Origin of the sequence: Nocardia ninae NBRC 108245, from assembly GCF_007990755.1 — a bacterium.
GTDB classification, from domain to species: Bacteria; Actinomycetota; Actinomycetes; order Mycobacteriales; family Mycobacteriaceae; genus Nocardia; species Nocardia ninae.
This window is the reverse complement of the sequence record NZ_BJXA01000015.1, coordinates 1-12,260: the sequence shown is the minus strand read 5'-3', so window position 1 is coordinate 12,260 and position 12,260 is coordinate 1. Positions and strand designations below refer to the sequence as shown.

The 12,260-nt window shown below is 68.3% G+C and carries 11 protein-coding genes; 2 read left to right on the top strand and 9 right to left on the bottom strand.

The genetic code is table 11. From position 1 onward, the window contains the following. Nucleotides 1-8: 8 nt before the first annotated feature. The 9 genes from NN4_RS13750 to NN4_RS13710 all read right to left on the bottom strand — a co-directional run bounded on the left by NN4_RS13750 (nucleotide 9) and on the right by NN4_RS13710 (nucleotide 9,259). Nucleotides 9-1,517 (bottom strand): aldehyde dehydrogenase family protein, encoded by a 1,509-nt coding sequence (locus NN4_RS13750; RefSeq protein ID WP_147130442.1) that lies wholly within the window; start codon nucleotides 1,515-1,517, stop codon nucleotides 9-11. Nucleotides 1,518-1,570: 53 nt separating this feature from the next. Continuing rightward, nucleotides 1,571-3,277, bottom strand: coding sequence for a dihydroxy-acid dehydratase (ilvD, locus tag NN4_RS13745; protein ID WP_147130440.1), 1,707 nt, complete (start codon nucleotides 3,275-3,277; stop codon nucleotides 1,571-1,573). Between the two features lie 82 nt (nucleotides 3,278-3,359). Continuing rightward, entirely contained in the window at nucleotides 3,360-4,769 is a 1,410-nt protein-coding gene (locus NN4_RS13740) for an AMP-binding protein (RefSeq protein ID WP_147130438.1), read from the bottom strand. Next, nucleotides 4,762-5,364 carry an energy-coupling factor transporter transmembrane component T family protein gene (locus tag NN4_RS13735; RefSeq protein WP_147130436.1) on the bottom strand — a complete coding sequence of 201 codons (603 nt, stop codon included), beginning with the start codon at nucleotides 5,362-5,364 and terminating at the stop codon, nucleotides 4,762-4,764. The genes NN4_RS13740 and NN4_RS13735 overlap by 8 nt, the downstream gene beginning before the upstream one ends. After that, the gene (locus tag NN4_RS13730) at nucleotides 5,361-6,041 is read right to left on the bottom strand and encodes an energy-coupling factor ABC transporter ATP-binding protein (RefSeq protein WP_147130434.1); all 681 of its coding nucleotides are present in this window, start codon (nucleotides 6,039-6,041) and stop codon (nucleotides 5,361-5,363) included. Before NN4_RS13730 ends, NN4_RS13735 begins: the two co-directional genes overlap by 4 nt. Before the next feature lie 28 nt (nucleotides 6,042-6,069). After that, nucleotides 6,070-7,197 carry a thiolase family protein gene (locus NN4_RS13725; RefSeq protein WP_147130432.1) on the bottom strand — a complete coding sequence of 376 codons (1,128 nt, stop codon included), beginning with the start codon at nucleotides 7,195-7,197 and terminating at the stop codon, nucleotides 6,070-6,072. Continuing rightward, nucleotides 7,194-8,309 carry a class I adenylate-forming enzyme family protein gene (locus tag NN4_RS13720; protein ID WP_147130430.1) on the bottom strand — a complete coding sequence of 372 codons (1,116 nt, stop codon included), beginning with the start codon at nucleotides 8,307-8,309 and terminating at the stop codon, nucleotides 7,194-7,196. The genes NN4_RS13725 and NN4_RS13720 overlap by 4 nt, the downstream gene beginning before the upstream one ends. Further along, nucleotides 8,302-8,886: a biotin transporter BioY gene (locus tag NN4_RS13715; RefSeq protein WP_186818407.1), complete on the bottom strand. Its 585-nt coding sequence runs from the start codon at nucleotides 8,884-8,886 to the stop codon at nucleotides 8,302-8,304. Before NN4_RS13715 ends, NN4_RS13720 begins: the two co-directional genes overlap by 8 nt. A gap of 91 nt (nucleotides 8,887-8,977) precedes the next feature. Beyond that, the gene (locus tag NN4_RS13710) at nucleotides 8,978-9,259 is read right to left on the bottom strand and encodes a DUF2277 domain-containing protein (protein ID WP_107655509.1); all 282 of its coding nucleotides are present in this window, start codon (nucleotides 9,257-9,259) and stop codon (nucleotides 8,978-8,980) included. A gap of 502 nt (nucleotides 9,260-9,761) precedes the next feature. Here NN4_RS13710 and NN4_RS13705 point away from each other — a divergent pair. Next, nucleotides 9,762-11,174: a family 2B encapsulin nanocompartment shell protein gene (locus NN4_RS13705; RefSeq protein ID WP_147130427.1), complete on the top strand. Its 1,413-nt coding sequence runs from the start codon at nucleotides 9,762-9,764 to the stop codon at nucleotides 11,172-11,174. 124 nt (nucleotides 11,175-11,298) lie between these two features. Next, a partial coding sequence (locus NN4_RS13700; RefSeq protein ID WP_147130424.1) for a polyprenyl synthetase family protein occupies nucleotides 11,299-12,260 on the top strand: 962 nt, incomplete at its 3' end.

Below are 12,260 nucleotides of genomic sequence, written 5' to 3'. Positions count from 1 at the left end.
TGACAAGGTCAACCACGACCGTAGAGCACTCGGGCCAATGCGGCCAGCACGCGATTGTCCAGCGGGCGGCGCGTGAAGGTCGTCGTCCGCACCGGACTCGAAAACCGCTGGCGAGTAATCGCTTTGGCAGCGGTCCACTCGCGCAACCCGTCCGGGCCGTGGATGCGGCCGAAACCCGAGTTCCCCACACCGCCGTACGGGAGCGCGGGCACACCGGCATAGGCGACCACCGAGTTCACCGACGTCATCCCGGAACGCATGCGCCGGGCGATGTCCATGCCGCGGGCACGGGCGAATACCGCACCGCCGAGGCCGAATCCGGTGGCGTCGGTCTTGGCCAGCGCCTCGTCCATGTCGGCGACCTTGCTGATGACCAGCACCGGCCCGAAGGTCTCCGCGCGAACAACCAGAGCGTCTTCCGGCACATCCACCAGCACGGTCGGCTGAATGTAGCGCTCACTGATCCCGTCGAGTCCGCCGACCAATGCCCGACCACCGCGCTCTACGGCGTCGGCGATGTGCTGCCGGACGACCTCCACCTGTTCTGGCATGGTGATCGGGCCGATCGGTTGTCCAGCACCGGCTTTCAGATTCCCGGCAATCGCAACAACCTTGTCTGCGAACGCCTCGTAAACCCGCTCGTGGACATACGCGCGCTCCACCGAAATACACACCTGCCCGGCATTGCTCATCGCGCCCCACACCGCCGCGTCGGCCGCGGCCGCCAGATCGGCATCCTCATCGACCAACAGCGCGTCCGAAGCGCCGGCGTCGACCAGCACGGGAGTGAGCGTTTCGGCGCAGGCGGCCAGCACTTTTCGCGCGGTGGGCAACGATCCGGTGAAGCTGATCTTGTTGACACCGGACCGGCACAGCGCCTCCCCGGTCGCGTCGGCACCGGTCACCGTCTGGAACAGCCGATCGTCCCCGGCGACGCGACCGAAACTCTCGGCCAGCCACTCTCCGATCCCCGGCGTGTACTCACTGTGCTTGAGCACCACGGTATTTCCGCCGGCGAGCGCATAGGCGGCCGTCCCGACCGGACCGAAGACGGGAAAGTCCCACGGCCCCAGGATGCCGATCACCCCGAGCGGCCGATACTCCAGCCAGGCCGCCTGATTCACCATGAACGGCCCGGACGCCACCCGCCGCGGGCCGAGCACCTTGCGGGCGTGCTTGGCGGCCCAGTCGATGTGCTGGACCGCGACGATCACCTCGATCGTCGCGTCCGCCCGCGACTTTCCGTTCTCCGCGTGCACGAGATCCTCCAGCTCGCCGCGACGCCGCAGCAGCGCCGACCGCCACGCGGTCAGTACCCGCCTGCGCTCGTCGAACCCGGCGTCGGCCCACGACGCCTGCGCCTCGCGGGCCCGCCGGACCGCCGCACCGACCTCCGCGGCGGAGTGGACCGGATAGGTGCCGATCACCGCGCCGTCGGCCGGATCGAACGACGCGAAACTCTCCCCGACCGCGGCGGTGAAACCCTCGACTGTCACCTCGGACTGTCTCTCGATCACACTCGCAGTGTTATCGACCGCTCCGCTGTGCGAAAGACGTCAGTCGAGGGGGCTCAGCCGCAGACGGCACCGTAGGACGCCGACCCGACCAGCTTCGAATACTTGGCGAGCACGCCGCGGGTGTAGCGGGGCGGCAACGGAGCCCAGCCCTCGCCGCGGCGGGCGAGCTCGTCGGCCTCGACGAGCAGGTCCAGTGTGCCCGCGCCGACATCGAGCCGGATCTGATCGCCGTCGCGCACGAACGCGATCGGCCCGCCATCCACCGCCTCCGGTGCCACGTGTCCGACACACAGCCCGGTGGTGCCGCCGGAGAACCGCCCGTCGGTGAGCAGCAGCACGTCCTTGCCGAGACCGGCGCCCTTGATGGCCGCGGTGATCGCGAGCATCTCGCGCATGCCAGGACCACCCTTGGGGCCCTCGTAGCGGATGACCACCACGTCACCCGCCGCGATGGTGCCGTCCTCGAGCGCGTCCATCGCCGCCCGCTCACGGTCGAAAACCCTTGCGGTGCCGGTGAATACATCGGAGTCGAAGCCCGCGGACTTGACCACGGCGCCGCCGGGCGCGAGCGAGCCTTCGAGAATGGTGATGCCGCCGGTCGGGTGGATCGGCGAGGTCATCGCGCGCACCACCTTGCCGTCGGGGTCCGGCGGCGCGATCTCGGCGAGGTTCTCCGCGACCGTCCGCCCGGTCACGGTCAGGCAATCCCCGTGCAGCAGACCGGCATCGAGCAGCGCCTTCATCATCACCGGCACGCCGCCGACCCGGTCCACGTCCGTCATCACGTGCTGGCCGAAGGGTTTCACGTCGGCGAGGTGGGGCACGCGACGGCCGATGCGGGCGAAATCCGCCAGCTTCAGGTCGACGTTCGCCTCGTGCGCGATCGCGAGCAGGTGCAGCACGGCATTGGTGGAACCGCCGAACGCCATCACCACGGCGATGGCGTTCTCGAACGCCTCCATGGTCAGGATGTCGGAGGTGGTGATGCCGCGGCGCAGCAGCTCCACCACGGCTTCACCGCTGCGCCTGGCGTAGCCGTCGCGGCGGCGGTCGGTCGCGGGCGGTGCCGCGCTGCCCGGCAGCGACATGCCGAGCGCCTCGGCCGCACTGGCCATGGTGTTGGCGGTGTACATGCCGCCGCAGGCGCCCTCGCCGGGACAGATGGCCCGTTCGATGGCGTCCACGTCCTCGCGGCTCATCAGCCCGCGCGAGCAGGCGCCGACCGCCTCGAACGCGTCGATGATGGTCACCTCGCGCTCGGTGCCGTCGGACATCTTCGCGATGCCGGGCAGGATCGAACCGGCGTAGAGGAACACGCTCGCCAGGTCCAGCCGGGCGGCGGCCATCAGCATGCCCGGCAGCGATTTGTCGCAGCCCGCGAGCAGCACGGAACCGTCGAGCCGCTCGGCCTGCATCACCGTCTCGACGCTGTCCGCGATCACCTCGCGCGACACCAGCGAGAAGTGCATCCCCTCGTGGCCCATGGAGATGCCGTCGGACACCGAAATGGTGCCGAACTGCATCGGATAGCCGCCGCCCGCGAACACGCCGTCCTTGGAGGCTCGGGCGAGCCGATCCAGCGACAGGTTGCACGGGGTGATCTCGTTCCACGAGGACGCCACCCCGATCTGCGGCTTCTCCCAGTCGTCGTCGCCCATCCCGACCGCGCGCAACATGCCGCGAGCAGCTGTTTTCTCGAGGCCGTCGGTGACGTCGCGGCTACGTGGCTTGATATCGGGGGCGTTCGGATCAGTGGACACGATCCCCCATCATCCTCTCCCCGCCGCGCAACCTCACCACCCCACGCCCGAAACCGCACACCCCACGACGTGCACACCCTTTTTAACGGGCGGGATTGTCTTCCGCGTGCGCCCGCTGATCGGCGGCTAGGGCTTCGGCGAGGGCTTGGCGGTCGAGTTTGCCGCGTGGCGTGCGCGGCAAACGGTGCAGCGTCAGCAACTGGACCGGGATGCTGGGCCTGGGCAGGGTTGCGCGCAGATGCCGCCAGATCTCGTCGGTGGTCGGGGCGTCGGCGTCCACCACGATCGCGGCGGCAGGGGCCTCGCCCATGCGGGCGTCGGGAATGCCGATGCAGGCCGCTTCGGCGATGCCCGGTAGCGCGGTGAGTGCGGCTTCGATGGCGGCAGGTTCCACATTCAGGCCGGCTCGGATCAGCATTTCGCTCTCCCGGCCGAACAGGCGCAGCCGATTGTCGACGACCATGCCTCGGTCACCCACCGTCATCCATCCGTCGACGGGTCCGCCGGTCATGCCGTGCTCGGTCAGGTAACCGTCGAACAGCATGTCGCTGCGCACGAAAACCAGCCCGTCCCGGATGTCGGCTTCGACGCCGTCGAACAGTTCGCCCGCCGACTTCTCGTCGGTGTCACCGAGTCCCCGGTCGAAGGATACGAAGCTCAGCTCGGAGGCGCCGTAGAAATGCACCAGGGACGCGTTGGGCAGGATCGCTTGCAGTGCTTGCCTTCCCGTGCGCGGCCACCGGGACGCAGAGGACAGCACCTCGCGGACGCTGCCGATCGGGCCGGTCCCCGACCGCACCACGTCCCAAGCGATCGTCGGGACCGAATAGAGATGTGTCGCACCGTCGTTCAGCGACTGCATGACCGGTCGCAAGTCCACCGTCGCCCCTCGGGTCAGGGCATGCAGCGCGCCGTACAGGAAGTGCGTGTGATCGAGCACGCCTGGCGCCGAGACAAGGTCTCCGCTGCCGATGTCGAAGGTGGCGTCGGAGCGATCGAGGGTGGTCGCCCATGATCGCTGGTTGCGCACGAACAGTTTCGGCGCGCCGGTGGTGCCGGAGGTGATGCCGACCAGCAGCTCGTTGTCGGGTCGGGCACGACCGGGCACTCCCGCCGATTCCAGCGTGGCAACGGTCTGAACGTCCCCGTCGAACCCCATCTTCCGCAGCCGACGATGCTGCGGTGCCGTCGCGACGACGGCACCGGGTTTCGCGAGCTCGAGCACCGCGCTCAGCTGGTCCGCCAGCAGATGCCGGTGCAGCAGCACGATACTGACACCCGCGAACGCGGCGGCCGTCACGGCGACCAGCGATTCCACATCCGAAGTCGGCAGCACCGCAACACGATTCATGCCGCTCAGCCCGGCAGCAGTCCGGGTCACCCGAGACCAGAACTCCTGATAGTCGACGCTCTCAGGAGCGGATATCACGGCGGCCGAGGCCGGATACTCGGCGGCGCACCGGGCGATGCGCTCGGCCAGCAGCTCACTCATCGTCCACTCCTCGCGCGGCCAGCGCGTCACCCATCGCGTCCGCGGTGCGCAACGCCCGCACCAGCACCGGCGTCACCAAGGCCGTCATCGACCATTCCAGCCCGCGGGCCCGCCGCGCCTCGCCCACCTCGTGCACGATGCCCGCCAGCAAGGGCACACACCGAATGGCAAGCGCGAGTAGCAAACCGACCCGTTCGGGGTCGACCCCGATCCGGCGCAGCGGCCCGAGTGCCCGCGTCACGGTGTCGAGCAGATCGGTCACCCGGGTGGTGAGCGTAACCAGCGCCGCGAGCGCCACCGAGATCAACAGCACGCCGCACACGACGACGGCCCGCGCGGGCGAGGTGATCAGCACCTGGAACACCGCGATGATCAGCAACATCCACACCATCGGCCGCAGTTGCGCCACGGCCACGCCGAACGGAATGCGCGCCAGCGCGAACAACCCGGCGACCGCCACACCGACCATGCCGACCTGAATCGGGCTGCGCACCAACACTGTTGCCGCCACGATCGACACGATCAGCAGCAACAGCTTCACCCCGGCGGGTAGCCGGTGTAGCAGCGAGTCACCGGGCCGGTACAGCCCGATCATTCGACCAGTTCCCGGTAGGCGGGGACGGCGGCGGCCGGCGTTCCGTCGAAGGCCACGAGACCGTCATCGATCACGATGACCCGCTCGAAACTGTTCAGCAGCGCCAGCTGGTGCGTCACGACGATCACCTGCTGATCCATCGCATCCAGCGCGTCGGCGACCACCCGGGCATTGCGCAGGTCGAGCAGGGTCGTCGGCTCGTCCGCGATGATCACCTCGGGTCTGCGGATCAGCACCGCGCCGATGGCGAGCAACTGCTTCTGCCCACCGGACAGCAGGTGCGAGGGATGATCACCGTGCTCGTGCAGGCCGAAGCGGGCCAGCATCTCCTCGACGCGCGCGGCGATCTCCTGCTTGCTCAATCCCGTTCGGCGCAACGAGAAAGCGAGGTCTTCCGCGACGGTCGGCATCACGATCTGGGTGTCCGGGTCGGTGAACACGAACCCGACCTTGCGCCGCACCTGCGCACCCTTGCGTGCCACGTCGACACCGTCCACGGTGACGGTCCCCGACGCCGGGGTGAGCAACCCGTTGATCATGCGCGCCAGGGTCGATTTACCGGAGCCGTTGGCGCCGATGATGCCGACCCGACGCTCGGTGATCCGAAGGTCGATGCCGCGCAACACTTTTCGCTCGCCGAAGTGATGACTCACCGACGAGAAGACGATCTCACTCATGACTCCGCCTCGGTGACTCGCGGTTCGCTCACGACACCCGCTCCACCAGCATGGCGATCCCTTGCCCGCCACCGATGGCGCACGCCGCGAGCCCCAGCGCGGGCCCACCCGCGCACAACATTTGACTTGCCAACCGCACCAACAAGATAGCCCCCGACGCGCCCCACGGATGCCCCATCGCGATGGCACCGCCCTGCGGGCAGATCCGCGATTCGTCCAATCCCAGTTCGTCCGACACCGCCAGCACCACGGTAGCGAAAGCCTCGGTGATCTCGATGATCCCGAGCTCGCTCACGTCGACCCCGGTGCACCGCAGCAGCTTCCGTATCGCGGGCACCGGCCCGAGACCGGGGTACGCGGGATCGGATCCGGCCACCGCCGACCCGACTATCCGCAGCGCGGGCAGTCCGGCGGCCAACGCCTCGCTGGTCACCGCCAGCACCGCCGCACCGTCGGAGATGCCGCACGAGTTGCCCGCCGTCGCCGTCCCCTCGACGCCGAAACTGGGCCGCAACCGCGCGAGCCGAGCCTCGGTGAGCCCCGCGCGAATCCGTTCGTCGCGGCGCACCTCGCCGATCGGCACGATCTCCGCTGCGAAGTCGGTCGCCGCCGCGAGACTGTGCGAACGCGCCGCGTAGGCGTCCTGCCGCTCCCGGCTGATGCCACGCACGCGCGCGAGATCGTCGGCGGCGACGCCCATGTCGGGGTCCGGAAAACCTGGTGGCGCAAAGGGAGCCCGGGTGTAGCGCACCGGCTCTGCGTCCGCGACCGGCGGCCAGAACCGCCACGGCGCGGTGCTCGCCGACTCGACACCGCCCGCGAGAATCAGCTGGTCGGCCCCGCTGCGCACCCGCAGCGCCGCCTGCATCACCGCGTCGAGACCGGACCCGCATTGCCGATCCACCGTGACGCCCGGCACCTGCACACCGAGCCCCGCCCGCAACGCCGCGATCCGCGCCGGATTGCCGCCGGGCCCGAGGCAGTTGCCGAGGACGACATCGTCCACCTCGGCAGCCACACCCGCGTCGCGCAGCGTCGAGAGCACCTCGCGCAAGACCGGCGCCGCCAGGTCGGTGGTCGTCAGCTCGGCGAACCCGTGCCCGGCATTGCCGATCGGCGTCCGACGCGGCGCAACCAGCACGGGAACCGAATTCATGCCAGTAAGTCTTTCAGCTGACCTCTGGCCACTTTCCCGCTGGCCGTCCTCGGCAGCGTCGGCAGCGGCACCCAGCGCCGCGGCATGGCCTCCTTCATCAGCAGGCCGCGCGCCTGCGACCGCACCGCATCGATCTCGACGCCGTCGAGTTGTACTGCGGCCGTGACGATCTCGCCGAACACCGCGTGCGGTGAGCCGACCACCGCGACCGCGGCGACACCGTCGAGCGTCCCGAGGACGCGTTCGACATCCTCGGCGACGACCGTCGTGCCGCCGACGTTGATCGCGGATTCGCCCCTGCCCCGGACCGTGAGCTCGTGATTCGAACCGAGCTCGGCGAGGTCGCCCACGCTGCACCATTCGGGAGCGCCGAGCACGCGGTACGGGGTACGGACATAAAGCAATCCGTCCCGAATATCGGCGTCGACACCGTCGAGCAGGCGCAGCGGCTCGGGCACCCGCCGTGCCGCGACGAGCGAGACCTCCGCGGACCCGTAGTACTCGATGAGCTCCAGGCCATCGGCCACCGCTCGCGCACCGTCGTCCAGGGCGATGCCCGCCACGATCGCCGTCCGCAACCTCGGTGCCTTGCGCACCACGTCCCGAAGCACCGCGGGCACCGCATGCACAACCGTCGCCCGCGACGGATCGTCGGTGACGCACGCGCCGCGCCACAGCGCGTGCAGCGCGCCGAACAGGTGCATCGTCGCGTGCAAGGGACCGGTGATGAGCACGCGGTCGGTGGCCTCGACACCGGTGATCGCGGTGAACGCGGGAAAACTGTCGAACCAGGACGCCGCGGTGCGGGCCAGCGGGCGCGGACGGCCGGTGGAGCCCGATGTTGTCACCAACAGGAACGCCGAGGGCGGAATATCCGAGCGCTCGGGACGCGCCTCGGGATTCTCCACGAGCACCGGGACCCCGCGCCGAGCCGCCGCGCAGATACAGATCAACGCATCCGGCACCGGCAGCGCCGACGCGTCGTAGACGGGCGCACTGTCGCGTTCGATCCACTGCTCGATCGCAGCGTCGAGCTGGCCGTAAGTGTAAGTGCGGCCGTCGATTTCGAAGGCGGGCCGCTCCGCGGCGCCGCCGAGTTCCGGACTACGCACGGATCAGGCCGGGGTACGCGCGATGCACACCCTTGGCGACGACCGTCGCGACGACAACCTTGGCCAGATCGCCGGGGATGAACGCGAAGTTGGTGCTGATCGCGTGCGGGAAGTCCAGGTCGGTGCGCAGCAACAACCCGATGGTGCCGAAGAGATAGATGACCAGGATCCCGCCGAACGCGTTGATCAGCAGGCCGAGCACCAGCGGATACTTCGGCAGGATCCGCGCGGTCAGCAGGCCGATGACCAGCGCCGCGGGCGCCCACCCGACGAGGTATCCGGCACTCGGCCCGGCCATCGCGGTCAGGCCGGTGCGGCCACCCGACAGCAGCGGCAGGCCGATCATCGTCAACGCGAGAAAGACCAGCACAGCGGCCGTTCCCTTGCGCGCGCCGAGCACCGCGCCGGCCAAGATCACACCCAGTGTCTGCACCGTGATCGGCACACCGCTGAAGCCGACGGTGATGGCGCCGGGCAGGCCCATCGCCGCGATCAGCGCTGCGAATACGGCGATCTGTGCGATATCGCGCGCCGAAAAGGCGACCCTCGACCCCCGAGAGTTCTCGACTCCATCCACGACGACTTCCTCCCGCTACCAGCTTGAACGACGTTCAAGATAGCAGGTGCCGTTAGGAGCTCACTCGCGCCGGAAGTCGGCGAGCTCGCGGTCAGTCGTGCGAGTGCGCCCTGGCCTGGATCCGCGCCTGCACCTCGGGTCGGCGCAGTGGCGGCACCGACTTCGGCGGCACCTTGCGATCCGGCAGTTGCGCGAGCAGCCGGGCCGTGACCGCCGCGATGTCGGCGACGGCGGCATCGACCGCGGGCTGGGTCGCGGCCGAGATGCTGGACAGCCCGCCGACCTTGCGTACGTACTGCAGCGCGGCGGCCTGGATCTCCTCCGGCGTCGCCGCGGGCTCTAGTCCCCGCAGGGCAGTGATGTTTCGACACATACCTCGAGGCTAATCCGCCTGCGCCCCGCGCACCCGATACCGAGCACTCGAGACTCGGCCGGATCGGGCGGACGACCGCCGTCCTGCACGGCGATGTGACCCGCACCGCCGCACGACGTCATTGCCGCCGGGTAGCCGGTGCCCTGCAGAGCATCGCGCGGCTCGACGGCTAGAAGATAGCTGCCGACCGCCATTTTGTCTCGACTTTCATGAACCGCGACGAAGCGTTATCAACCGTTGTCCCAATCGAATACGTGTCGCAACCATCCGAATAATAACGACTAATATTCGAATTTTCGCTGCGTCCAACAGGTTCCGCGACTTAAGATCGAGAGCGTCTGAAATGCACTGTCATATAGCAACATTCGCTCGAGTGACCGTCCGCACCCGGCCTATCGCCGCCTGCCGACCTGCTGTGCACAACCGTCGAATCTGAACGATCACCTATTCGGACTTTCAGCGCCGACCGTCCATGGTGACCATTTCGAGGTGAGGATCAAATATGACAATCGAAACGCCAGTGTCTGCTTCCGCTGAGACCAATGGACGCAAGAGTCTCAGCACCACCGCCGCGCACCAATTGGCGACCACCACCAAATCCGAACCCCAGATGCAGGGGATCACCTCCCGCTGGCTGACCAGAATGCTGCCGTGGACGCAGGTCAACGGTGGTGTCTACCGGGTGAACCGCCGACTGACCCACACCATCGGAAACGGCCGGATCGAGTTTTCGGTCGACGGCTCACAGGCCCGGGTGATCCCGATGGAGCTGCGGGAAATGGCGGCGCTGCGCGAGATCGACGACGAGGAAGTACTGCGCGCACTCGCGCGGCGATTCGAACAGCGCGAATTCGAACCGGGTGCGGTGGTAGCCGAATTCGGGTATCCGATGAATCAAGTGATACTGATCGTGCACGGCAAACTGGCCAAAATGGGCTCCGGCGAATACGGCGAGCCGACCATGCTCGGCACCCTGGCCGGCGGCAACTATGTCGGCGAGCAGAGTTTCACCGACTCCTCGGCCATTTGGCCGGCCACCGTCAAGGCGATCACCAAGAGCATCGTGCTGGTCCTGCCGCGGCAGGCGCTGGACGAAGTGCTCGACCACGTACCCGCACTCCGCACGCAACTTTCCCAGGTTGCCGCCGCCGCCGCTCGACCACAGAACAAACAGGGCGAAGCGAATATCCAGATCACCTCGGGCCACGCGGGTGAACCCGAAATCGACGGCACCTTCGTGGACTACGACGTCCGTCCGCGCGAGTACGAGCTCAGCCTCGCGCAGAGCGTGCTGCGCGTGCACACCCGCGTCGCTGATCTCTTCAACGACCCGATGAACCAGACCCAGCAGCAGTTGCGGCTGACCATCGAGGCGCTCTACGAACGCCGCGAGGACGACCTCGTCAACAGCCCCGACTTCGGCCTGCTGCGCAATTGCGATCTGAAGCAGCGCATCTACTCCGAGTCGGGCCCGCCCACCCCGGACGACATGGACGAGCTGCTCAGCATGCGGCGCAGCACCAAACTCTTTCTCGCACATCCGAAAGCGATCGCCGCGTTCGGTCGCGAATGCAGCAAACGCGGCCTGTACCCGGACACCATCGATATCGACGGCAACCGGGTACCCGCGTGGCGCGGAGTGCCGATCTTTCCGTGTAGCAAGATCCCGGTCAGCACCAACCAGACCACCTCGATTCTGGCCATGCGCACCGGCGAAAAAGATCAGGGCGTCATCGGTCTGCACCAAACCGGGCTCCCGGACGAATTCGAGCCGAGCCTCAACGTCCGTTTCAAAGGCATCGACGACCAGTCGATCATTTCTTATCTGGTCAGTTGCTACTACTCCGCGGCGATCCTCGTCCCCGACGCGCTCGGCATTCTCGACAACGTTCTGGTCGCCCGCCAAGCGGACTGACCGACGATCAGCGACCTCGATGTCTTCGACGCCGCGGCGGCCGAATACCGAGCAGCCGCGGCGTTCCCGGTCGTGGGACCCGGATTCCGTATCCACGACACCGCTAGGGAAGGTGTATGTGCTGATGATCGAGAGCACCTCGGCGGCGACGAGCCGCCGGGCCACAGAGATTCTGTCCAACGTCCGCGAGCTATGCGATCCGCTACTGCGCGAGGCGATTTCGTCGTTACCCGAACCGCTGCGCCGGATGGGCGGCTACCACCTCGGCTGGTGGGACGCCGACGGCACCGCGACCCCGCAACCCGTAGGCAAGGCCCTGCGACCGGCGTTGACCGTCTGCTCGGCCGCGGCGTGCGGGGCCGGCCCACACACCGCGCTCGCCGCGGCGGCCGCGGTGGAGCTGGTCCACAACTTCACGCTCCTGCACGACGACATCATGGACGCCGACCAGGTCCGCCGTGGCAGGCCCGCCGTGTGGACGGTGTGGGGCATCCCCGACGCGATGCTGCTCGGCGACGCGCTGCACGCCCTCGCGGTGCGCGTGCTGGTGGACGGTCTGCCCGCACCGACGGCCACGGCGGCGGTCGCCAGGATGGAAACGACCGTCATCGAGATGTGTCACGGCCAGCACGCCGATTGCCGGTTCCGCTCGGGCGGGCACGTCGATGTCGAGGAGTACGCGCGGATGGCCATGGGTAAGACCGGCGCGCTGATGGGCTGTGCGTGCGCGCTGGGGGCCCTGTGCGCACAGGCGGAGCCACCCACCGTCGCGGCGATGGACACGTTCGGGCGCGAACTCGGCATGGCCTTCCAGTTCGTCGACGACCTGATCGGGATCTGGGGTGACCCGCTGGTCACCGGCAAACCGGCGAGCGACCTTGCCCGCCACACCATGTCGCTGCCGGTGGTCTCGGCGCTCGGCTCCGGCACCGAGGCGGCCGCCGAGCTGGCGACGATGTTCGGCCGCGGTCCGGGCACCGATGCGATGGACACCGCTCGGGCCGCGGCACTGGTCGAGTCGGCGGGCGGGCGGCAGTGCGCCCAGCAACTCGCCGAGCGCCGGGTGCGCGCGGCGATCGCGGCGCT

Coding starts and splice junctions, on each gene's coding strand:
- NN4_RS13740 (WP_147130438.1), bottom strand. CDS start 4,769: ATGAGTGAGCTGCTGGCCGAGCGCATCGCCCGGTGCGCCGCCGAGTAT.
- NN4_RS13730 (WP_147130434.1), bottom strand. CDS start 6,041: ATGAGTGAGATCGTCTTCTCGTCGGTGAGTCATCACTTCGGCGAGCGA.
- NN4_RS13705 (WP_147130427.1), top strand. CDS start 9,762: ATGACAATCGAAACGCCAGTGTCTGCTTCCGCTGAGACCAATGGACGC.
- NN4_RS13710 (WP_107655509.1), bottom strand. CDS start 9,259: ATGTGTCGAAACATCACTGCCCTGCGGGGACTAGAGCCCGCGGCGACG.
- NN4_RS13725 (WP_147130432.1), bottom strand. CDS start 7,197: ATGAATTCGGTTCCCGTGCTGGTTGCGCCGCGTCGGACGCCGATCGGC.
- NN4_RS13735 (WP_147130436.1), bottom strand. CDS start 5,364: ATGATCGGGCTGTACCGGCCCGGTGACTCGCTGCTACACCGGCTACCC.